Source organism: Bacillus songklensis, from assembly GCF_042649685.1.
GTDB lineage: Bacteria > Bacillota > Bacilli > Bacillales > Bacillaceae_H > Bacillus_BA > Bacillus_BA songklensis.
Genome location: NZ_JBHRZT010000052.1, coordinates 190,231 through 213,103, shown reverse-complemented (window position 1 = coordinate 213,103; position 22,873 = coordinate 190,231). Strand labels below are relative to the sequence as shown.

Sequence of the window (22,873 nt, the reverse complement as noted above, 5' to 3'; positions counted from 1 at the left end):
AGATACTTGGGGAGGGGGAAATAAAATGGATGTCAAAGAGCACTTGTCATTTTTTGCAGCTCTTTATAAGGTAGGCGATAATCCGGACGTCGGAATGTGGTTATTGTATTTAACCATCTTTGCCCTGTCTGTAGTCGTCTATAAATTAGGCTTTGCAAGGAGACTTCCGATTTTAAAGTCGGTGATCATCTATACATTTCTAGCCCTGGGGTGTACCATTTTAACCTTTTTGGGTATCTTTTTACCTGTTGCAGAAGGATTAGTCGTCGCAGCCCTCGTATTAATTATATATAAAGTTCGCTTATACCAATCCAAAAAGCAGGAAGCGAAGATGAATTAATCAAGTTCTTATGGAAGGGGCCTCCCTTGAACGAGAAGAGGATCATCCCAACCGTTAGAACAACAAGTAAAGGGGCTGCCAACATGAAATCAGTTCAAGACGCTATATACAATTGGTTAACGATCAAGGTTGTGGCTGACGCACGGCCTGATGACCATGCAGCACAAGAAACGCTTGCATTTTTTGATTTACTGTTAAAAGAGGATCATGGAGTAGAGAGTTTGACGTTTACAAAAGATGACGTAATGTATCTTGTGACATATGTGGTGCATGGGGAAGCAAAGGCAGCACGCTTTCCTGTTGAGTTAATTGATGTAATGTATGAGCAAATCGAACGAGAACCCCATAAATATGTGAACTATTCCGAATGAAAAGAGGGTGTCCCAGAAGCTGGGATACCCTCTTGCAATGAACCGTCATGAAAAATCCAAGAAAATCATGGATTTTAGTGGCGGTTCATCGCAGAAAAATAGGTTATTGTCCTTCCCCGAAGGCTTTTATCACAATTACCAGTCCTCCTCCACTTTTCGCGGTTCATATAAACGAAATTTTCCTGTCTCCATTCTTTCTTTTGTGCGCTTCTCGATTCGATCCCGACAATCTGCACACATATATGTATGAATAGGACGATTACGCAAACGCTTTGCCAATAACGTCTCATCTTCAATGGATTCAATCTTGTCGCATAAAACACATTTTACTCTCATGCCCTCACCTCAAAAGCTTAAAATTGATTACATAACACTCGGTTTGCATAAAGTGAAACCTCATTCGTCATGAGTCTTTGAATACACAAGGCGTTTTGTTTTTCCTTAATGCCCAGTGTCAGTTGATATGGATGTTGAAAAATTAAGGCTACATTGATTATGAGCGGAAAGTAAGAAAGATGTCAATTTATTTTCGTTTTAGGATGGATGCTCAGAAATAAAATGCGGGAAAAATTTAATATAATGAAATTTTTGCGTTTCCTTTGTTAGAAAAAATAGGTAATATTAATAGTAAAGCAATCAAGAAACCAGGAGGGGATAAAATTGGCTAATCAAGTAGAACAAACATTGATTGATCCTTTATTCGAAAGTTTACAAAAAGAAAGATTTGTTACAATCGCTACAGTAGACTTCGAAACAAAAGCACCAAATGTGAGTGCCATTTCATGGGTATTGGCCAAAGATTCTTCACGCCTTTATTTTGCGGTAGATAACCGTTCAAGAATTGTAACAAATATTCAAAACCATAGCGGTGTAGTGATTAATATCATTGCAAACGAATCTTGTTATTCCATCAGCGGTACCGCTTCTGTTAAACGGGAAAAATTGGAAGGCGTTCCTTTGAAATTAGCATTAATAGAAGTAAACATAAATGAAGTGCGCGATGTTATGTTTTACGGATCAAAAATTTCAGTGGAACCTGCTTACGAAAAAACATATGATCCTCAAGCAGCAGCGAAACTCGACAAACAAGTAATGGATGCGATGAGAGAAGCCTAATATATGGATTCACATAAAGCATCAAGCAGAATTTAAATAAAAAGATGGGTCCTGTATTGGGACCCATCTTTTTATTTATTCAAGTTATTTTTAGACTGATCTTGTTGTTCTTGCTTCAGCTCTTTTTGTTTATCAGAAGGGAGGTTATCATCATTGGTTTGGGTTCCAGACGGATTTCTTCTGATGTCCTCCGCTGCTTCTGGGACAACACGACCGGCTATGTCAGCTAATTCTTCTAAAAAGCCGGTGATGGGCCTCCCATTTTGAATGTCGCGGCCAATTTCTCTTAAACGCGCATAAGTGTCAGGGTCAGCGATGACAATCGCATTGGCTCCAAACGGATCTTCTTTAAGGCTCTCTGCTACAGAATATTTAATGGAGCCTACTTCGGAGCGCTCTAATTTTGCATCTACGTCAATTCCTACAATCGCGTATTTGCCGACAACGACTGCTGTTGCGTCATTGACGTTTGGGATATTTGTGGCAAGTTGGACAAGATGGCGTGAAATCTCCTGTGCTGACCGATTCTGAACATGCTCAGGAACACTGTTTTTCACTTTGATTAACTGTTGTGGATTTTGATTTTCTTCAACAGGTTCTCGATTTATTGCACAAGCGGATAAAGTAAAGGAAAAAAGGACTCCGGTAAGAAGCAACCATTTTTTCATGTTGAAAAAATCCCCCTTTTGGCTTGAGATTCTTGTCTTTATTGTTTAATAAACCTTCTATCTTTATGCGTCCATTCATATATTTAAGACAAACGGTCCGTCCATGAATGATCATTTACATAATTAATGCAGAAAGGGGAGCCATCAAGTAATGGGTGGATCCAGCATTTACTACTTCGCGAAAAACTACTCAGAGTAGGAGGCGGAAGATTGGGGAAAATTTACGTATTAGATACGAATGTTTTATTGCAAGATCCATATTCAATTTTTTCTTTTGAAGATAATGAAGTTGTCATACCGGCTGTTGTGCTGGAGGAAGTAGATTCCAAAAAGAGAAACATGGATGAAGTAGGAAGAAATGCCCGGCATGTATCTAAACTAATTGATGGTCTGAGACAAATAGGAAAGCTTCATGAAAAAATCCCATTGAAAACAGGAGGTTTTTTACGAATTGAACTGAATCATCGTTCATTTCATCAACTCCAGGAAATTTTTGTGGAGAAAACAAATGATAATCGAATATTGGCTGTAGCCAAAAATTTGTCGCTTGAAGAAGAAACGAAAGAAGACGGAAGGCAAGTAATTTTGGTGAGTAAAGATGTCCTTGTGCGTGTAAAGGCGGATGCGATCGGGTTGATGGCTGAAGATTTTTTAAGTGACAGGGTAGTGGAGGACGACAGTATCTATAAAGGTTTTTTGGAAGTATACATTCAGAAAGATTCGCTGGGCCTGTTCTATGAGAAAGGGGAACTGCCGCTTTCCCAAATGGCTCATCACCCTTTTTACCCGAATCAGTTTGTGATTATGAAGGATGCGTTTGGAAGTAAAGGTTCTGCAGTAGGGATTGTTGACCAAGCAGGGAATAAGGTTCGAAAACTTCTATATGAATACGATCATATTTGGGGAATCAAACCGAGGAACGTCCAGCAAATTATGGCACTGGAGCTTCTTTTGCGGGATGATATACCGCTTGTAACATTAATTGGGAAAGCGGGGACAGGAAAGACGCTCCTTGCTTTGGCAGCAGGTCTAATGCAAACAGAGGATTTAGGCTATTTTAAAAAGCTGTTGGTTGCAAGGCCTATCGTTCCGGTCGGAAAGGATCTTGGGTTTTTACCGGGTGAAAAACAAGAGAAATTAAGACCGTGGGTGCAGCCGATTTATGATAATTTAGAGTATTTATTCAACACGAAAAAACCGGGAGAGCTTGATGCGATATTAGCGGGAATGGGGTCTATTGAGGTAGAAGCCCTAACGTACATTCGCGGAAGAAGCATCCCGGACCAGTTTATCATTATCGATGAAGCCCAAAATTTAACCAAGCATGAAGCAAAGACAATCTTAACGAGGGTAGGGGAGCGAAGTAAAATTGTTCTCATGGGTGATCCTGCCCAAATTGATCACCCTTATTTGGATGAGTATAACAACGGCCTCACATATGTAGTGGAAAAATTTAAGGAGCAAAAAATTTCCGGACATGTTAACTTGATTAAAGGAGAGCGCTCAGCTCTTGCTCAGCTGGCAGCGGATTTACTTTAATTAATGCGGAGGATGTCCAGCACCTTTAAAAGACGGGCATGTCGGACATCCTCTTCTGAAGAATATCCTCCATTAATTGGCGGAGGCGCCATGACTTTTAATTAGCTTCTTTATTTGATCGTAAATCCCCGGACATGTGTAATCGGTTCATTTACGTTGGAACCGTCACCAAAATAAACGCAGACAGGACCATCTTCCTTAAGGGGCTTGCCGTTTTTGGAAAATCCTATGATAAACGTGTATGCCTCTTGCAGCGGTACTTCCAAGGTATTGTACTCAGTTTCTATGATACACATAGACGCATCCTCTTTCGGTTCAGCGTTCTTTAAAAAGTGTTTAAATGGAATGCCAAACGAACCGTTAATGATTTTTTCTTTTTCAAACTTCTTTTCCGTTTTTAATGTCGGAGGGAAGACTGCCCCTTCTCGAATTTCCCGATCCCAGTGAGCTGAAATGCTTTTTGTATAGGCGGACAGTTCATCCTCTTTTTCCGTATTTGACGAAAAATATGTGTCCAAATCCACTTTACGGTCATCAAAAATCCAAACCCCTGGATCTAGTGTAATGGTAAATTTTACATTGCCTTTGATGTGTAGAATATTTTCCATGTTTGTCACCATTCCCTTTCCCCGAATCACTATTAAGTATAAAGACTTTATAGAGAGATGTCACCATTTGAGTGTCCGTTTTTTTCTTGCAATTTCAACAGTTTAACGATATTATTTAAAGATAGAATCAGGAATTTGCTCGGGAACGGAGGGACTGATTTTGACGCCTGAGATTACAATAGATCATCGTGACAAAGCATATGCACTCCTAAAGGCAGATGCTGATAAAATTTTAAAGCTTATTCGAGTTCAAATGGATAATCTGACGATGCCTCAATGTCCGTTATATGAAGAAGTATTAGATACGCAAATGTTCGGATTATCGAGGGAGATTGATTTTGCTGTACGCTTAGGGCTAATTGAAGAGCAGGCAGGCAAAGCATTGCTTGATCGTCTTGAACGGGAATTATCCGCTTTACATGAAGCGTTTACAAAAAAATGAACTCGCACATGCATTTAGTTTAACTCAAACTATACATTTATTAGTTTGAGTTTTTTCATAAGGTTGAATGTGGAAGGAACATGCATTTAACCTTATGAGGAGGCCTGCCATGTTTAGTGTGGATGCTCCCCTTTTATGTATCTCTGTTCTAGCAGCGAAGCTTAAATAAATAGGTTTTATGCACCTTCATATACATAAAAAATATTTTATGCGCTTTTATTTATAATTATAACAAGATTATCAACAAAAAATAGAGAAAATATAGTAAGATAGAAGTGGCAGTCTTGTTGCTTCATACCTTCCAAAATGGATGTGTAAAGGAAGAGGTAAGATGTTTAAAAGAATGTTCCGCTACTACGATTATTCAATTATTATTGCGATTTTGTGTTTGTGTGCCATTGGGCTTGTCATGATTTACAGTGCTAGTATGGTTACAAGTGTGACGCGATACGATGTACCGTACGACTATTTTTACAATCGTCAAAAAGCGTGGCTTGTTGTTGCCTTTTTGTTTTTTTTCTTGACAATGATCCTTCCTTATAGAATCTATCTGAAAATTATTCCATACGGCATCGTCACAATAGTAGCTGCTTTAATCTTTCTATTTGTACTGGGCCATACCGCAGGTAACGCCAAAAGTTGGTTTCAGCTTGGACCTGCTAATTTGCAGCCTGCGGAATTTGCCAAACTTGGCATCACCATGTATTTAGCAATGGTTTTATCCAAAAGGCAGGAATACATAAACAATTTCCGGCAAGCTTTTTTGGGACCGATTGGATTAACGCTATTCATTCTCGGCCTTGTTCTCGCGCAGCCGGACTTTGGAACAGCTATGCTGATTGGCGTGATTGCAGCTGCAGTTATGTCCTGTTCGGGAATCAATCTAAAGAGTTTTTTTAAACTCGTCCGCTTTGGACTGGCCCTGGTTCTTGTAGGATTGCCAATCGGCAAGTTAACAGGCTATGTTTCCGAAGAACGGTTGTCCCGTTTTACAGGGGCAAGCGATCCTTTTAAGCATGCCGAAGATGCGGGATATCAGCTCGTTAATTCCTATTTAGCCATTGGTTCTGGAGGAGTGAAAGGATTGGGGCTTGGAGAAAGTATTCAAAAATACGGCTATCTCCCTGAATCCCATACGGACTTCATCATGGCTGTTATTGCTGAAGAACTAGGCTTCTTCGGAGTAGCTGTTGTTTTGCTGTTGTTGTTCTTTATTGTGGCTAAAACGCTTTTGTTAGCTAAAAAATGTGATGACCCGTTCGGCAGCTTAATTTGCGTTGGGATTGGAACCATGATTGGCATTCAAGCGTTTGTCAATTTAGGTGGATTAACAGGTTTAATCCCTATTACGGGTGTTCCGCTTCCATTCATCAGTTACGGGGGTTCTTCCCTTGTTTTATTAATGATTTCCATGGGAATGGTGGTCAATATTTCGATGTTTGTCAATTATCGAAAAGACAAGAAACAAACAAACTCGCAGCAACAAAAATTGACTGCTACAAAAGGGAATTCTGTTCCTTTGAATCCAAACGTGTAAAACGATGGGGATTTTCCCCATCGTTCTATATATATTATTAAGGTTATAATAGAGTTGGAAAGGGGATGCATAGCATGAGCTTTGTGACAAAGAAAATCAAAAAAGTACTTGTTGCTAACCGCGGCGAGATTGCCATTCGTGTGTTTCGGGCTTGTACAGAATTAAATATTCGGACAGTTGCTATCTACTCAAAAGAGGATTCAGGCTCCTATCATCGCTATAAAGCGGATGAAGCTTACTTAGTAGGAGAAGGGAAAAAGCCGATTGAAGCTTATTTGGATATCGAAAGCATCATTGAGATTGCAAAAGCGCATGATGTCGATGCCATACATCCGGGCTATGGTTTTTTGTCAGAAAATATCCAATTCGCAAAACGTTGCGAAGATGAAGGAATCATTTTTATCGGCCCACAATCAAAGCACCTGGATGTGTTCGGGGATAAGGTAAAAGCGCGTCATCAAGCTATTCAAGCGCATATCCCCGTCATTCCAGGCAGTGACGGCCCTATTTCAAGCCTTGAAGAGGCGGAAGCTTTTGGACAGGAGCATGGTTACCCGATCATCATTAAAGCGGCTCTTGGCGGGGGCGGACGAGGTATGCGCATCGTTCGCAGCGAGGCTGGTTTAAGAGAGTCGTATGAACGTGCCAAATCAGAAGCGAAGGCTGCATTTGGCAGTGATGAAGTATATGTAGAGAAGTTTGTGGAAAATCCAAAGCATATTGAAGTACAGATTTTGGGGGACCAGGATGGAAACATTGTTCATTTGTATGAACGCGACTGCTCCGTACAACGACGTCATCAAAAAGTAGTGGAAGTAGCTCCGAGTGTCTCTCTATCTGAAAAGCTGCGCCTAGAAATTTGCGCAGCAGCCGTTCACCTGATGAAAAATGTAGATTACATAAATGCAGGAACGGTAGAATTCCTTGTGGCTGACAATAAATTTTACTTCATTGAAGTGAACCCTCGTGTGCAGGTAGAACATACGATCACTGAGATGATTACAGGCATCGACATTGTACAATCCCAAATCTTAATTGCTGATGGTCATTCTTTACATAGCGATGAAGTGGGAATTCCTAAGCAAGAAGATATTGTTGTTCATGGTTATGCCATTCAATCACGTGTAACGACAGAAGATCCGCAAAATAATTTTATGCCTGATACAGGAAAAATCATGGCTTACCGTTCAGGCGGCGGATTCGGTGTACGTCTTGATACAGGAAACAGTTTTCAGGGAGCGGTTATTACACCGTATTATGATTCACTGCTTGTTAAAGTGACAACGTGGGCATTGACGTTTGATCAAGCAGCAGCAAAAATGGTAAGAAACTTAAAAGAGTTCCGTGTTCGCGGTATTAAAACAAACATCCCGTTCCTTGAAAATGTTGTAAAGCATGAGAAGTTCTTAAAAGGGGAGTATGACACATCATTCATCGATTCCTCACCAGAGCTGTTTGTATTTCCGAAACGCAAGGACCGTGGTACGAAAATGCTCACATACATTGGAAACGTAACGGTGAATGGATTCCCCGGCATCGGCAAAAAGAAAAAGCCTGTATGGAACAAACCTTATTTGCCGAAAGTGAAACACTCTGAACCAATCCCAAACGGCACGAAACAAATTTTAGATGCAGAAGGTGCCGAAGGGCTTGTAAAATGGGTGAAAGAGCAAAAAGAGGTGCTATTAACGGACACAACATTCCGGGATGCCCACCAATCATTGTTAGCGACGCGGGTGCGTACAAATGATCTCATGCACATCGCAGAACCAACGGCGCGCATATTGCCGAACTTATTCTCAATGGAGATGTGGGGCGGAGCAACATTTGATGTGTCTTATCGCTTCTTGAAGGAAAATCCTTGGGACCGCCTGATAAAATTACGCAAAGAAATGCCAAATGTATTGTTCCAAATGCTTCTTCGTGCCTCGAATGCAGTTGGTTATAAAAACTATCCGGACAATGTGATCAAAGAGTTTGTGGAAAAATCGTCACAAGCAGGGATTGATGTCTTCCGGATTTTTGATAGTTTAAACTGGGTAAAAGGCATGGCGCTGGCCATCGATTCAGTACGGGAAAACGGCAAGATTGCAGAAGCGGCAATGTGTTATACAGGGGACATTCTAGATCCGACAAGAAGAAAATACGATTTAAATTACTATAAAGAGCTGGCCAAAGAATTAGAAGCATCAGGTGCTCATATTTTAGGAATCAAGGATATGGCCGGTTTATTAAAACCACAGGCTGCTTATGACCTGATTTCTGCTTTAAAAGAAACGGTTGACATTCCGATTCATTTACACAGCCATGATACAAGCGGCAACGGTTTGTTCATGTATGCAAAAGCGATTGAAGCGGGAGTAGATATTGTAGATGTAGCTGTGAGTTCAATGGCGGGATTAACATCACAGCCAAGTGCTAACTCGCTCTACTATGCATTAGAAGGAAATGAACGCAAGCCGCAAGTGAACATTCAGGGATTAGAACAGCTTTCCCAATACTGGGAAGATGTCCGCAAGTATTATCACAATTTCGAAAGCGGCATGAATGCCCCCCATACGGAAGTGTACGTTCATGAGATGCCGGGAGGTCAGTACAGTAACCTGCAGCAGCAAGCGAAAGCTGTCGGATTAGGAGATCGCTGGGAAGAAGTAAAAGATATGTATTCGCGTGTGAACCATTTATTTGGTGACATTGTGAAAGTAACACCGTCTTCGAAAGTAGTAGGAGATATGGCGTTGTATATGGTTCAAAATAATTTGACTGAAGACGATATTTATGAGCGCGGGGACACATTGAATTTTCCTGATTCTGTCGTCGAATTGTTTGAAGGCTATTTAGGTCAGCCGCATGGCGGATTCCCGAAAGAGCTTCAGCGCATTATTTTAAAAGGAAAAGAACCAATTACTGTTCGTCCTGGAGAGCTGCTAGAACCAACAGATTTCCAAGAAATTAAAGAAACGCTTTACCACACGTTGAATCGTCCGGTTACAAGTCATGAAGTTATTGCCTACGCCCTCTATCCAAAGGTATTTATGGAATATCAAAAAACGGTAGAGCAGTATGGAGACATTTCAGTACTTGATACACCAACATTCTTATATGGAATGCGTCTTGGAGAAGAAATCGAAGTAGAGATTGAAAAAGGAAAAACGCTAATCGTCAAACTTGTTTCGATCGGTGAACCACAAGCAGATGGTACACGTATCGTTTACTTTGAATTGAACGGCCAACCACGTGAAGTCATGATTAAAGATGAAAGTATTAAAACAACCGTTCAGGCAAGAACAAAGGCTGACGGCAGCAACCCGAATCATATTGGTGCCTCAATGCCTGGAACAGTATTGAAATTGCTTGTGGAAAAAGGAGAGAAGGTATCTAAGGGAGACCACCTCATGATTACGGAAGCAATGAAAATGGAAACAACTGTTCAAGCGCCTTTTTCAGGTGTCGTAAAAGATATCTTTGTGAAAAACGGAGATGCGATTCAAACAGGGGACTTGCTGGTTGAGCTAACGAAATAATAAAAAGATTTCTTTTTAACTGCACATTGCATTGATGGAAAAAGGACCTTGGCTTTCGTCTTTTATGCTATCGAGGGCTTTTCAATTCTGGTATAGCTTGGATAAGTTTATAAATAAAGGGACATGGCTCACAAAGCCATGTCCCTTTATTTATTATGAAGCTTGTGTTTTTGTTTTACGTTCGCTTTGTCCAGCTGTTTTTTTGCTCCGTGTTGAAAGGAGTGTCAAGTAGCTTAACACGCCAAATAAACAAGAAATAATAAGAGCATGTAAGAGAGCGACAAATAAATTTAAACGCGTAAACACGACAGATGCCCCAGAAACAACTTGTAAAGATATAAGGATGAAAGCGATCATCCAACCGTAATAAACGACCTTTTGATTACGGTAGTGTTTATATGCATGAATAAAGGCAATCAAAATCCAGAAAAATATCAAACTAGCTGCCAAGCGATGTCCCATTTGAATCCATTCATGCAATTGAACTGGGAAGAAACGGGTTTTTGCGCAAAACGGCCAATCCGGACAAGCAAGGCTTGCGTTTGTGTGGCGTACTAATGCACCCGTATATACGACGATATAGCTGTAAATAATGATACCGTAAATATGAAATTTCATTTTTTTATCAAGTACCATGGAGTGAGCATCGAACTTTTTATCAACTTCAAAAATTAGTAGAGTTAACAGAAAAACCGATGCAAATGAAATAAGGGAAATACCAAAGTGTAAAGCCAATACAGCGTCTGATTGTCCCCATACAACAGCGGCTGCGCCTATTAATGCCTGAAGAAGCAAAAAGAAAAACGAAATAAAGGATAAAAACTTAGCTTCCTTCACATGTTTTATTGCGATCCATGACCAAACAGACAAGGCTAAAACAAGCAGGCCACCAGCACCTGATACGAGGCGGTGGCTTAATTCAATAATAAGTTCCGGAGTAATCTCGCTCGGCACGATTTCACCGTGACAGAGCGGCCAGGATTTTCCACAACCCATTCCAGAACCTGTTTTAGTAACAAGCGCACCTCCTAACAAAATGAGGAGCATGACGATTGATGTAGCAACTGCTAACAATTTTAATCCACGCTGCAATCTATTTCACCATCCTATATGACCATTCAATTTATTTTATAAAAACCAAAAAAATTGGTTGTACGAACCATTCTTATTATATCAATAAATATAAAGGGACAAATGAGAAAAAAATTAATATTTTTTGAAATATACACTCAGAAAGAGAATTTTTTGATATTATAGTAAAAAATGGAATCACGACACATCAAAATATGTCAGAATTGATTGCTCCGAGTAGAAAAAAGTCCATTTAAAGTTTCTGCTTATAGAAATAATATAAATACGGCCAACTCTCCGCATTTCATTATTTTAAATTTAAAATATCGAAAGAAGCAAGCAATAAAAGGTCTTTTCAGAGAAGGGACAAAAAAAATACATATATTTTTCATATTTTATTCACAAAATTGCCGAAAAATGTGTTTTAATATACACGAGAAACATGTTCTAATATTGTATAGTAGTATACAATTTTTGGTACTGCTTTTTTATGAGATAACCTTGGAAACGCCTTCATCCAGCGGGATGTAAAAACGTATTTCAAATTAATCTTAAACTATGATAATATGAGTAAATGATTAGAGAGATGACTAAAGGATGAAGGGTAAAGGAGGAAATACGATGAATGACACGAGGGCATTAGAGGAAACAACATTAGCCGCTTCAGACAATGGTCCTCATTCAATAGAACAAACAAGTGTATGGAAAGATTTTTTGGCAACAATAAAAATAGGGATTGTAAACTCTAATTTAATTACAGCGTTCACCGGTTTCTGGCTCGCGTTATATTTCAACGGGAAAGGTTTTTTAGATTCGTTGGATCTTGTTTTCTTTGCCATGGTCGGTACTGCACTTATCATTGCGGGATCTTGCAGTTTAAACAACTATGTGGACCGTGATATTGACCATTTGATGGAACGCACGAAAGGAAGACCGACAGTAACAGGAAGATTCAATCCGATAACAGTTCTTCTAATGGGAATAGGTTTTACTTTAACCGGCTTATTGATGCTTATGATTACGAGTGTAACAGCTGCACTTATTGGTTTAGTTGGTGTAGTTACATATGTTTTCTTTTACACCATGTGGTCTAAGCGTTTATATACTATCAACACTGTAGTAGGAAGTGTATCTGGTGCTGTTCCTCCATTAATTGGCTGGGCAGCTGTTGACAGCAATCTTCATATTGTTGCTTGGGTACTATTTTTAATCATGTTTATTTGGCAGCCACCACATTTCTTGGCACTCGCTATGAGACGATGTGAGGAATATCGAGCAGCAGGGATTCCAATGTTGCCGGTTGTTCACGGCTTTGAAATAACAAAGCGACAAATTTTAGTCTGGATTGCTTGCTTAATGCCGCTTCCATTTTATCTGCATGCTTTAGGTCCGATCTTTTTAGTATTGGCTACAGCCCTTAATGCAGGCTGGTTAGGGCTTGGGATACTAAAATACAAAAAAATGGAAGATACAAAATGGGCGACAATGATGTTTGTATACTCATTGAATTACTTAACCATTATGTTTGTCGCGATGGTGATTGCTACTTTAATTTAGGCTTTGTTAAATGACATAATTTACTTGCCGCTCATTTTCAGCACTTGTTGAAAATGGGCGAAATACATAATTTCTAACATTGCCTTGCCTTAATTTAAGGAATTTCTTCTAAGTAGAATTAATATAGAAGGAATTTACACATCAATGAAAGAGGGGTTTGGATAAGCTATGAAAAACTGGCTACCGAAATGGCGAGTCATGTCTTTATTTAGCATGATAGCGCTTTTATTAGCCGGCTGTGGTAAACCGTTTTTATCAACGTTACAGCCAGCTGGTGAAGTAGCAAGCATGCAGTACGACTTACTGTTGCTGAGCACTGCGATCATGGTACTCGTTATTATTGTCGTTACCATTATCTTTATTTATGTAGTAGTGCGGTTCCGTCGTCGCAAAGGGGACGAAAACTTCATTCCAAAGCAAGTGGAAGGAAGTCACAAGCTAGAACTAATTTGGACTGTTATTCCTATTCTCTTATTAATTATTTTGGCAGTTCCAACGGTAGCTTATACGTTTAAACTTGCAGATGTAAAAGAGATGGATGCCAAAAAAAGCGATGCACTTGTGATCAATGTACGTTCCAATGCATATTGGTGGGAGTTTGAGTATCCTAATCAGAAAATTATAACATCTCAAGATTTAGTCGTACCAACAGATCAAAAAGTTTACTTCAAACTTAAGGCTTCCGATGTAAAACACTCATTCTGGATTCCGGCCGTGGGAGGAAAGATGGATACCAACACAGAGGGTGAAAACAAATTCTGGTTAGTCTTCGATTCCAAAAAAGCTGAAGAAGTAGACGACGTGTTTTATGGTAAGTGTGCTGAATTATGCGGTCCATCACACGCTTTAATGGACTTTAAAGTAAAAGCGCTACCAAAAGATGAATTTGATGCTTGGGTGAAGGATATGAAGGCCGCGAAGCCTGAAGTAGCTGATGCGGATGCAAAAGCAGGTGAAGAGGTTTTCAAGCAAAGCTGTATCGGCTGTCATGCTGTAGAAGCGCAGGATCAGCGCCCAGAACAAGCCCGTCAAGCACCTAACTTAGCTGGATTCGCTGATCGTGAGCGCGTTGCCGGTGTTTTAGAACACAACGAAGAGAACATTAAAGCTTGGATAAAAGATCCTGAAGCCATTAAGCCAGGGAACAAAATGACTGGGACTTATAAAGTGTCAGATGAGCAGATCGATCAATTAGCAAAGTATTTAGAGTCTCTTAAACTTCAGTAATCTGTCAGCTTGGGGAGCTTTATAAAAGGGAGGTAAAACCGTGAGTACGTTAACTCAGAAAAAGGGAGCTGGAGCTGTAATATGGGACTACTTAACAACAGTAGACCATAAAAAAATCGCCATCCTTTACTTAATTGCCGGAGGATTTTTCTTCCTCCTAGGTGGTCTTGAAGCTTTATTCATACGTATCCAGCTTGCGGTTCCGAATAATGATTTCGTTAGCGGAGGTCTGTATAACGAAATTTTGACAATGCACGGAACAACAATGATTTTCTTGGCTGCGATGCCACTTTTATTTGCTTTAATGAACGCGGTCATGCCACTTCAAATAGGCGCGCGTGACGTAGCGTTTCCATTTGTAAACGCCTTAGGTTTTTGGTTATTCTTTTTCGGTGGTGTTTTCTTAAACTTATCATGGTTTTTGGGTGGAGCGCCTGATGCTGGTTGGACATCTTATGCATCCTTATCATTAAATTCACCTGGTCATGGTATTGATTTTTATGCATTAGGACTGCAAATTTCCGGTGCGGGTACGTTAATCGGAGGGATTAACTTCCTTGTAACGATCATTAACATGCGTGCACCCGGTATGACCTACATGCGCATGCCGCTTTTCACTTGGTCAACATTTGTTGCTTCGGCGTTAATTTTATTTGCATTCCCGCCATTAACAGTTGGCTTATTCTTAATGATTTTTGATCGCCTATTCGGTTCAAACTTCTTTGACCCGACTCTAGGTGGTAACACGATTATTTGGGAACACTTATTCTGGATTTTTGGACACCCTGAAGTATACATACTTGTACTTCCTGCGTTCGGAGTTTTCTCTGAAATTTTTGCAACATTCTCAAGAAAGCGTCTTTTCGGATATTCATCCATGGTATTTGCGACAGTGTTAATCGGTTTCCTAGGTTTCATGGTATGGGCCCACCACATGTTTACAACAGGTTTAGGACCGATTGCAAACGCGATTTTCGCAGTTGCTACAATGGCGATTGCCGTACCGACTGGTATTAAAATCTTTAACTGGTTATTAACACTTTGGGGCGGCAGCATTCAATTTACATCCCCAATGCTGTATGCTGTAGCCTTCATTCCTTCATTCGTTATGGGTGGAGTAACAGGTGTCATGAACGCAGCAGCTCCTGCTGACTATCAATTCCATGACAGCTATTTCGTTGTTGCCCATTTTCACTACGTAATTGTAGGCGGGGTAGTATTTGGGATCTTGGCTGGTGTGACATATTGGTGGCCAAAAATGTTCGGCCGCATGTTAAATGAAACACTTAGTAAAATGACATTCTGGTTATTCTTAATCGGTTTCCACTTAACATTCTTTATTCAACATTTCCTTGGTTTAATGGGTATGCCCCGCCGCATTTGGAAGTTTTTGCCTGGCCAAGGATTAGAAACAGGAAACTTAATCAGTTCCATCGGTGCTTTCTTTATGGCAGCTGCTGTCATTATATTACTCATCAATGTAATTAAAACAAGCATTAACGGACCAAAAGCACAAGCAGATGCTTGGGGAGACGGACGTACATTAGAGTGGGCAATCGCTTCTCCGCCACCTGAATACAACTTCAAGCAAACTCCGCTTGTTCGCGGTTTAGATGCTTTATGGGTAGAAAAAATGGAGGGCAAAAAAGGCATGACTCCTGCAGAACCAATTGGAGATATTCACATGCCAAACAATTCATTTATACCTTTCGTCATGTCATTAGGATTGTTTGTAGCTGCATATGGTTTCTTACATCGCAACGATGCCGCATGGGGCGATGTTGTAGGTGTAATTGGTTTATTCATTACTTTATTATCCATGTTCTTGCGTTCTTGGATTGATGACTTAGGATATCATATTCATAAAGAAGATTTATTAAAAGACGATGACAAGGGGGTTAAGGCATAATGGAATTAAATGAAAAATTAACAGCTGAAACATTTCCGGCATCGCCTGAAAAAGCAACCCTCGAAGGTAAAAATAAGTTTCTAGGATTTTGGCTGTTCCTTGGCGGCGAGACTGTATTATTCTCCTCTTTGTTTGCTACGTATTTAGCGTTGAAAGACCATACGGCAAACGGTCCGACAACTCAAGACTTGTTTGAGCTGCCGCTTACATTTGTTGCAACGATGCTTTTATTAACGAGCAGTTTAACAAGCGTGTATGCAATGTATCATATGAAAAACTTCAACTTCTCTAAAATGATGCTTTGGCTCGGGGTTACTGTGTTACTGGGGGCTGGCTTCCTGGGGTTAGAGATTTACGAGTTCAATCATTATGTACATGAGTATAAGCATACATTTAAAAGCAGTGCGTTTGGCTCGGCATTCTATACGTTAGTCGGTTTCCATGGAGGACACGTGGCATTAGGTCTATTATGGATTTTGACCTTAATGATCCGAAATGCTAGACGCGGTCTAAACCTATATAATGCACCTAAATTTTACGTAGCGAGCCTTTACTGGCATTTTATCGACGTTGTTTGGGTATTTATCTTTACAGTTGTATATTTAATGGGAATGGTGGGATAAACTGATGGCGGCAAATCATTCAAATTCAGCGAACCCAAAAGTTGATTTAGAGTATCGCAGAAAAAAGAATGCTGAAGACATGAAAATGCAAGTAATCGCCTTTGCGCTCATGATTTTCCTCACGCTTGTTGCGTTCTTTGCAGTATGGAACGAAGATTTCAGCGGCTGGTTCACAGTACCGTTTATCGTACTTCTTGCTGTCGTTCAATTACTGTTCCAACTTTATTACTTCATGCATATGAGCCACAAAGGCCATGAAGTTCCATCGCTATTCTTATATTCAGGTGTACTTGTTGGATTATTAACAGTGTTAACGTTCGTCACAATCGTATGGTGATAAAAATCATGGAGTTGGCATTTTTGCCAGCTCCATTAAATTTATTTCCGTGGTGGGCTTTAGCATATAGATTAACGGTGTTCCGATAAAAATGGAAAAGTCAGCTTCGGAAGAATTTGTGTAGCGGGTGTCTTTTTACCCGTTCTACAAATTCTTTTAATGTTTCATTGCCGCTCTTAAAGCTTTTTATGTATAATAAAATCAATCGGTCACTGACAATTTGGGGTGATGTTTTTATGGGAAATCTACAAATTTTCGGTTTTCAAGCTTTATGGAGTCCTTTGTTTCTTATTTTTGTCGTTGGACTTATAGCTCTTTATTTTAATGTAATCGGATACTTGCGATCATATTTTAAAAACAGTGCACCGGTTGAAACAAAAACGAAAATATTTTTTGTCACGAGTATGGTTCTTTTATATGTTGTGAAAGGATCGCCAATTGACCTTTTGTCCCATATCATGTTTAGTGCACATATGACACAAATGGCCGTTTTATATTTAGTGATAACACCATTGATGATTTTAGGATTGCCGGATTGGCTTTTACGTTATGTAATCGATAACAATGTGATAAAGCCAATATTTTCTTTTTTTACAAAGCCATTGATAGCCTTATTGGTTTTTAATGGAGTATTTTCTCTTTACCATGTTCCTTTGATTTTTGATGTGATGAAAACAAATACCTTTTTCCATTCACTTGCTACAATTGTGATTTTCATTGCTTCCTTTTTCATGTGGTGGCCGCTTCTCAACCAATTTCCGGAGCATCAAACATTGACGCCTATTAAGAAAGTAGGCTACATTTTCGGTGATGGCATTCTGCTAACCCCTGCCTGTGCCCTTATTATTTTTGCCAAGGCTCCATTATATGCAACATATACAGATCCACAAGCCTGGGTAAACGCATTAGCACTGTGCGTATCCCCTGATATGTTATCTAATTTGGGCTTAATTGGGCCTGAAATGTTTAATATGCTTCCATTAGTGGAAGATCAACAGCTTGGCGGCATCGTCATGAAAGTTATTCAGGAGCTAGTGTACGGAACCATGTTGGCGTATATTTTCTTTCAATGGGCAAAGCAAGAGCGTGAAAAAGATGATATGGAATTGCAAAGAAATGAGATTTCTCCACGTCTAAAAGTATAAGAAATCCATATAAAAAGAAAGGATGCAGCGATGATACCAATTTTACCAACGATTAGTACAAGCTTCATAGTGTTAAGCGCCATCACTGTCGCAATTGGATGGTATTTAATAAAGCAAGGGAAAATTGAAGCTCACCAAAAAACGATGTTTTGGGCTGCTATTTTTGCTCTTATTTTCTTTATTATTTATGCTTCTAGAACAGTTTTCATTGGGAACACAAGTTTTGGCGGACCAAATCATCTAAAAATTTATTATACACTGTTTTTGATTTTCCATATTTTCCTTGCAACAATAGGCGCCGTTTTTGGAATTGTCACACTATTGACAGGATATAAAAATCAGTTAATTAAGCATAAGAAAATAGGACCAATCACAAGTATTATTTGGTTTTTTACAGCTATCACAGGCATAGCTGTTTATTTACTGCTTTATATCTTCTATCGCGGCGGTGAAACCACTTCTGTTATTAAAGCTATTTTAGGGTTTTAATGTATATCCATTGCTCTTGATTCTGTTCTGGCGGATTCAGGGGCGTTTTTTATTGTTGCGTTGTTTATGCTGGATTAGAACTGCTAAGTCGTATTAATATGGAAAAAAGATGAAAAGGGGGATGGAAATTGACATTGAGGCAAATAGCGGGTGAAGAGGGCTATGAAGATACATTAAAGTTATCTCAATATGCTTTTCAGTATACTCTAACCGAGGAAGAACGGGAAAAGAAAAAGCGGTCATTGGCGAGGCAGCAAATTTGGGCTATCTATGATGATCAAAACCAACTGGAATCAAAGCTGCATATTCTTCCGCATAAAGTATGGATTGAAGGACAATCCATCCCAATGGGAGGTATTGCCGGGGTGGCGACATGGCCGGAACACCGAAGGAACGGAAATGTTGCCACACTAGTAAAACACGCATTACAGCAAATGAAAGAGGATGGCTATGTCATTTCCTATCTACATCCTTTTAAAGTAAGCTTTTATCGTAAGTATGGATGGGAGTTAATCGCAGATAGACACACATATGAACTGTCTAAGGATGATTTAGTCATGTTTCCATCTATCAATGGACGAATTAAAAGGATGGACATCGAGAGAGAGTGGAATATCCTTAATGATACGTATGAAGCGTTTAGTGCACATTATAATGGCATGCTGAAACGGGATAAATTTTGGTGGCTTCATCATGTTAACAATCCGGGATATCATTTTGCGGCGGCTTTCGGTGATCAGGATGAAATGATTGGATATTTAATGTACAAAATTCACTTCTTCTATCAGCTGCATAAGCTAATAAAAAAGGATCGTTGAATGGAAAAGGAGGGGTTTTTTGTGTCGAAGCAGAGGAAGGAATTTCCGGTACATCATTCCATTGCCGAGATGATCTTGAATATTTGCTTCGAGGAGTATAAACGCAAATTTGACCGCCGTATGTCCTTATTGCATTATAACCTTAACATGCCTGCTAAACAACGCCACCATATTGATCAATCGGCCATCAATCTTGATGTGAGTGTGGCTGTACCGTTAACTCGATCATTATTAATAAAATGCGAAGAACTACAACAGATGCTCAAACAAGAATTTCAGCTATTGACCGGACTGAATGTACAAGATGTAAGAATTCGCATTCAAAGGGTTTTGGTGGAATAATGTAAACAAAAAGAGGCCCCGTCATGGAAATCCATCAAAATCAGAGGATTCCGTGACGGGGCCTTTCAGTAAAGATGAACTTTTGTCATTGATTAGAGACTTGTGGAACAGCCTCTCCAATATTATATGTTAACCGCTTCCACTTTTGCTTTTACATCAATAAGTATTTTTTTGCACTGCTCTACAAGGGATTTTGGAAAATTTTCACCTTCGCCATATTCTACCCCATGGGGATAATAATGCTTACCAAGTAATGGAGTTATTAGTTTGATGACAGCACGGTGTGCCCCAACATCTCCCTCAACGGCGTATCCTTGAATACGCAGATAGTATACGTCATTTTGAATTTCAAATTTACGATCATATGTAACACGCTCATAATCCCATTGGCCGGCACGTACTAATCCAAGGTCTTCCATTATTTCATCTAAGCGATTTAAATCAGCTGTTAAATTTTCAATTCCGGTGTTTTCAAATTTCATCCGTATTCCCTCCTAAAACATATACTCCCTTGCTTAATAATAGTATGAATGGAAAGAAGTTGCAATGGAATGATGGGTAATATTCACGAAATTCAAGAAAATTCTTATTGAAGAGGAACGAATTCCCTCGAAGAAATTGAACCTTTTTGACTAAACTATAGAATGAAAAGGCATATTGCCTTTTTAGTGGAAGGGAAAAAAGGAGGAGTTCACCGAATGCAGACAGTTCGCGATGTAATGACGACAAACGTAGAAGCGTGTACAACTCTAGATAATGTATATGAAGTTGCATCCAAAATGAAAGAACTTAATGTAGGAGCAATTCCGATTGTAGAAAACGGTCAAGTAATGGGCATGATTACAGACCGCGATTTAGTCATCCGCGGTATTGCTGAGCGAAAGCCGAACTCCCAAAAAGTAACAGATGTAATGAGCGGGCATTTAGTCACTGTTTCAGCGGATGCATCTGTGGAGCAAGCAGCGCAATTAATGGCACAGCATCAGGTTCGTCGCCTACCAGTCGTAGAAAATGGACAGCTCGTGGGGATTGTGGCACTGGGGGATTTGGCAACCAATAAATATTCCGATCAAAAAGCAGGCTCAGCATTAACTCAAATTTCGGAGCCTCTTCATCAATAGTCAAAAAAGATCATCCATCTGTTTTGGATGATCTTTTTTTGAAGCTAGACGAAACCCAATTGCTTTATATTACGTATAAGTAGGTACTCAGGTTCCTTATATGTATAAGAATGGAAAAATCGTGTTAAAAAAGTAAGGAAGAAGTTGTGGTGATGGTGAATATAGATTAGATACAATGAGTAATAAGGAGTGACCAAAAGCTGAAACAGATTTTGTTTGTGTTAGTAGTAACTGCCCTTTTTTTATATATTTATAATTCTCTTCCTGTGTTTCAATCTAAAGAAGCGAATTTTTCTCTCGAACAGCAGCAAGAGCGTGTCGAACAGAAAGTAAATAAATCCATTGAAGGGGAAAATATCTTTCAATTTATGGGGAAAAACCAAGAAGAGATCATTGGCATGCTTGGCGAGCCGGAACGAATTGATCCATCGGCTTATGATTATGAGTGGTGGATTTATAAAAATGGTGTAAGTTCTTATATGCAAATTGGAATAGCAGACAGCAGGGTCGTCACCGTATATGCGACTGGTGACGAATTGGATGCAGCCCCGTTCCAAATCGGAGAGCAGCGGGACGACTTAGAGAAGAAAGTTTCAATGGACTCGGAGGTCCAGCTGGATTATAACGGTGGAGACTACCGATTTGAGCTTTCCGGTGAAGATCAGCAAAAAAGCCCTCTCGTTCGTTATAATCAAGTGTTTGTCCAGTTATATTTCGATCATTTTTTAAACACATTATCAAGTATACGAATCATGGATGAAGAAACATTACTAAAGCAGCGTCCGTATGAGCTCTCTTATCGAGGTCCGCTGGTGAATCCGAAGCCATTGGATGATCAACAATGGCATCAAGTGGAGGAAGGGGCAGAAAAGCAAATCCTGGATATTACAAACGTGATAAGAGCCCATCATGAACTAAAACCTCTTCTATGGAACGAGAAAGCGGCGAATGTTGCTTATAAACATAGTAAAGATATGAGTGATCATCGATATTTTTCCCATGTGTCCCCGATAGAAGGTGACCTGGGAAACCGGCTAAAAGAGGGGAATGTTCCATTTACAATGGCCAGGGAAAACATTGCGGCACAATATCAGGACGGCGCAGCCGCCGTTGAAGGGTGGCTTAACAGCGAGGGGCATCGAAAGGCATTGTTAAATAAGGATTTCACTTATTTAGGGGTCGGCGTGTACCAAAAATATTACACTCAAAACTTTATCCGAACATTGCCGTAATCGAAAAAGAAACAGGTCTACTCTTGTCCACCTCTACATAAAGTTTATTAGAACTTAGAGGAGGGACAAGAATGAAAGGGAAAATCGTCGTGATGGTGTTGCTTATTTTATTGAGCCTCCAACCGCTGGCATATGCAAAAACAACAAGTTGGGATTCGCTCAATAATTTATCTGATGAGGCATTGCAGCTTACAAAACAGGAACGCTATGAAGAAGCGGCGGCTTTGTTAGAACAGTTTCCTCAAAAACTTGAGCAATCCCGTCATGATACGGTTAATTTGTCACCGGAAAATATTCGAATGTTAACCGCCATTCATCAAGAAGCGGTTGGTGCTTTGGCAAATGACGGATTGGAGAAAGTGGAAAAGGTAAGAAAGATTATTCGTTTCCGTCTTTTGGTTGATGCACTTCAAAGTGAACACCAGCCCCTATGGACAGAAATGGAAGGAAGCATTATGGGGGCATTCAGCCAATTGAAAACAGCAGCTGCGGATGGGGACTCGCTTGCTTTCCAAAATGATTTCCATTCCTTTTTAGACCAATATGAAACCATTTTGCCCAGCGTTCAAGTTGATATAAGACGAGAATATGTGCAGCGCATGGATGCGCATTTAGCTTTTTTAAATCAGACGGAAGCAGTCAATGAAGAATCGCGTTTGAAACAGTTGGATCAGATGGAACAGGACTTGCAGAATTTGTTTCATAAGATGAAAGAAGAAGAAGTGAATCCTTCCCTTATATGGATGATGGTAACAACAGGCAGTGTTATTATCTTTACATTATCGTATGTTGCTTGGAGAAAATATAGGGGAGATAAAATACAATATACGACTCCTTAAAGGCTTATAAATTGACAG

24 protein-coding genes are annotated in these 22,873 nt (G+C 39.8%); 19 read left to right on the top strand and 5 right to left on the bottom strand.

Annotated elements, in window-relative coordinates; translation table 11 throughout:
* The first annotated feature begins 25 nt into the window (after window positions 1-25).
* Window positions 26-340 (top strand): YlaH-like family protein, encoded by a 315-nt coding sequence (locus ACFOU2_RS12345; RefSeq protein ID WP_377915526.1) that lies wholly within the window; start codon window positions 26-28, stop codon window positions 338-340.
* Window positions 341-423: 83 nt separating this feature from the next.
* On the top strand, window positions 424-711 hold the full coding sequence (locus ACFOU2_RS12340) for a hypothetical protein (RefSeq protein ID WP_377915525.1): 288 nt from the start codon (window positions 424-426) through the stop codon (window positions 709-711).
* A 135-nt stretch (window positions 712-846) separates the two neighbouring features.
* Here the strand turns inward: ACFOU2_RS12340 and ACFOU2_RS12335 are convergent, their stop codons facing one another.
* Window positions 847-1,047, bottom strand: coding sequence for a YlaI family protein (locus tag ACFOU2_RS12335; RefSeq protein ID WP_377915524.1), 201 nt, complete (start codon window positions 1,045-1,047; stop codon window positions 847-849).
* Between the two features lie 324 nt (window positions 1,048-1,371).
* On the opposite strand from ACFOU2_RS12335, the gene ACFOU2_RS12330 reads away from it, so the two are divergent.
* Window positions 1,372-1,827 (top strand): pyridoxamine 5'-phosphate oxidase family protein, encoded by a 456-nt coding sequence (locus ACFOU2_RS12330; RefSeq protein WP_377915522.1) that lies wholly within the window; start codon window positions 1,372-1,374, stop codon window positions 1,825-1,827.
* A gap of 71 nt (window positions 1,828-1,898) precedes the next feature.
* Here ACFOU2_RS12330 and ACFOU2_RS12325 read toward each other — a convergent pair whose 3' ends face one another.
* The gene (locus ACFOU2_RS12325) at window positions 1,899-2,495 is read right to left on the bottom strand and encodes a YhcN/YlaJ family sporulation lipoprotein (RefSeq protein ID WP_377915519.1); all 597 of its coding nucleotides are present in this window, start codon (window positions 2,493-2,495) and stop codon (window positions 1,899-1,901) included.
* A gap of 210 nt (window positions 2,496-2,705) precedes the next feature.
* On the opposite strand from ACFOU2_RS12325, the gene ACFOU2_RS12320 reads away from it, so the two are divergent.
* Window positions 2,706-4,034, top strand: a complete 1,329-nt coding sequence (locus tag ACFOU2_RS12320) for a PhoH family protein (protein WP_377915517.1) — start codon at window positions 2,706-2,708, stop codon at window positions 4,032-4,034.
* A 110-nt stretch (window positions 4,035-4,144) separates the two neighbouring features.
* Here ACFOU2_RS12320 and ACFOU2_RS12315 read toward each other — a convergent pair whose 3' ends face one another.
* Window positions 4,145-4,642, bottom strand: a complete 498-nt coding sequence (locus tag ACFOU2_RS12315; RefSeq protein ID WP_377916382.1) for a peptidyl-prolyl cis-trans isomerase — start codon at window positions 4,640-4,642, stop codon at window positions 4,145-4,147.
* Window positions 4,643-4,802: 160 nt separating this feature from the next.
* Here ACFOU2_RS12315 and ACFOU2_RS12310 point away from each other — a divergent pair, with 160 nt between their 5' ends.
* The 3 genes from ACFOU2_RS12310 (at window position 4,803) to pyc (ending at window position 10,145) form a co-directional block, all read left to right on the top strand.
* Window positions 4,803-5,084, top strand: a complete 282-nt coding sequence (locus tag ACFOU2_RS12310) for a YlaN family protein (protein ID WP_377915515.1) — start codon at window positions 4,803-4,805, stop codon at window positions 5,082-5,084.
* A gap of 331 nt (window positions 5,085-5,415) precedes the next feature.
* Window positions 5,416-6,621, top strand: a complete 1,206-nt coding sequence (locus ACFOU2_RS12305; protein ID WP_377915513.1) for an FtsW/RodA/SpoVE family cell cycle protein — start codon at window positions 5,416-5,418, stop codon at window positions 6,619-6,621.
* A gap of 74 nt (window positions 6,622-6,695) precedes the next feature.
* The gene (gene pyc, locus ACFOU2_RS12300) at window positions 6,696-10,145 is read left to right on the top strand and encodes a pyruvate carboxylase (RefSeq protein WP_377915511.1); all 3,450 of its coding nucleotides are present in this window, start codon (window positions 6,696-6,698) and stop codon (window positions 10,143-10,145) included.
* Window positions 10,146-10,298: 153 nt separating this feature from the next.
* Here the strand turns inward: pyc and ACFOU2_RS12295 are convergent, their stop codons facing one another.
* Window positions 10,299-11,237 carry a COX15/CtaA family protein gene (locus ACFOU2_RS12295; protein ID WP_377915509.1) on the bottom strand — a complete coding sequence of 313 codons (939 nt, stop codon included), beginning with the start codon at window positions 11,235-11,237 and terminating at the stop codon, window positions 10,299-10,301.
* 600 nt (window positions 11,238-11,837) lie between these two features.
* Here ACFOU2_RS12295 and cyoE point away from each other — a divergent pair.
* From cyoE to ACFOU2_RS12250, 9 genes are all read left to right on the top strand, one after another.
* The gene (gene cyoE / locus ACFOU2_RS12290; protein WP_377915507.1) at window positions 11,838-12,773 is read left to right on the top strand and encodes a heme o synthase; all 936 of its coding nucleotides are present in this window, start codon (window positions 11,838-11,840) and stop codon (window positions 12,771-12,773) included.
* Window positions 12,774-12,941: 168 nt separating this feature from the next.
* On the top strand, window positions 12,942-14,000 hold the full coding sequence (coxB, locus tag ACFOU2_RS12285) for a cytochrome c oxidase subunit II (RefSeq protein ID WP_377915505.1): 1,059 nt from the start codon (window positions 12,942-12,944) through the stop codon (window positions 13,998-14,000).
* A gap of 40 nt (window positions 14,001-14,040) precedes the next feature.
* The gene (gene ctaD, locus ACFOU2_RS12280) at window positions 14,041-15,909 is read left to right on the top strand and encodes a cytochrome c oxidase subunit I (protein ID WP_377915503.1); all 1,869 of its coding nucleotides are present in this window, start codon (window positions 14,041-14,043) and stop codon (window positions 15,907-15,909) included.
* A complete protein-coding gene (locus ACFOU2_RS12275) occupies window positions 15,909-16,532 on the top strand; it encodes a cytochrome (ubi)quinol oxidase subunit III (protein WP_377915501.1) in 624 nt (207 codons plus the stop codon). Before ctaD ends, ACFOU2_RS12275 begins: the two co-directional genes overlap by 1 nt.
* 4 nt (window positions 16,533-16,536) lie before the next feature.
* Window positions 16,537-16,869, top strand: coding sequence for a cytochrome c oxidase subunit IVB (gene ctaF, locus ACFOU2_RS12270; protein WP_377915499.1), 333 nt, complete (start codon window positions 16,537-16,539; stop codon window positions 16,867-16,869).
* A gap of 236 nt (window positions 16,870-17,105) precedes the next feature.
* Complete coding sequence (gene ctaG / locus ACFOU2_RS12265; RefSeq protein ID WP_377915497.1) at window positions 17,106-18,014, top strand: cytochrome c oxidase assembly factor CtaG; 909 nt, start codon at window positions 17,106-17,108, stop codon at window positions 18,012-18,014.
* A gap of 30 nt (window positions 18,015-18,044) precedes the next feature.
* Entirely contained in the window at window positions 18,045-18,503 is a 459-nt protein-coding gene (locus ACFOU2_RS12260) for a DUF420 domain-containing protein (protein ID WP_377915495.1), read from the top strand.
* A gap of 128 nt (window positions 18,504-18,631) precedes the next feature.
* Entirely contained in the window at window positions 18,632-19,321 is a 690-nt protein-coding gene (locus ACFOU2_RS12255) for a GNAT family N-acetyltransferase (protein WP_377915493.1), read from the top strand.
* Window positions 19,322-19,342: 21 nt separating this feature from the next.
* A complete protein-coding gene (locus ACFOU2_RS12250; RefSeq protein ID WP_377915491.1) occupies window positions 19,343-19,663 on the top strand; it encodes a hypothetical protein in 321 nt (106 codons plus the stop codon).
* Window positions 19,664-19,785: 122 nt separating this feature from the next.
* Here the strand turns inward: ACFOU2_RS12250 and ACFOU2_RS12245 are convergent, their stop codons facing one another.
* Window positions 19,786-20,145 (bottom strand): YugN family protein, encoded by a 360-nt coding sequence (locus tag ACFOU2_RS12245; RefSeq protein WP_377915489.1) that lies wholly within the window; start codon window positions 20,143-20,145, stop codon window positions 19,786-19,788.
* A gap of 216 nt (window positions 20,146-20,361) precedes the next feature.
* On the opposite strand from ACFOU2_RS12245, the gene ACFOU2_RS12240 reads away from it, so the two are divergent.
* The 3 genes from ACFOU2_RS12240 to ypjB all read left to right on the top strand — a co-directional run bounded on the left by ACFOU2_RS12240 (window position 20,362) and on the right by ypjB (window position 22,855).
* Window positions 20,362-20,784, top strand: a complete 423-nt coding sequence (locus tag ACFOU2_RS12240) for a CBS domain-containing protein (RefSeq protein ID WP_377915487.1) — start codon at window positions 20,362-20,364, stop codon at window positions 20,782-20,784.
* 218 nt (window positions 20,785-21,002) lie between these two features.
* A complete protein-coding gene (locus tag ACFOU2_RS12235; RefSeq protein WP_377916380.1) occupies window positions 21,003-22,016 on the top strand; it encodes a CAP domain-containing protein in 1,014 nt (337 codons plus the stop codon).
* Between the two features lie 71 nt (window positions 22,017-22,087).
* Window positions 22,088-22,855 carry a sporulation protein YpjB gene (gene ypjB, locus ACFOU2_RS12230; RefSeq protein ID WP_377915485.1) on the top strand — a complete coding sequence of 256 codons (768 nt, stop codon included), beginning with the start codon at window positions 22,088-22,090 and terminating at the stop codon, window positions 22,853-22,855.
* The last annotated feature ends 18 nt before the right edge of the window (window positions 22,856-22,873 follow it).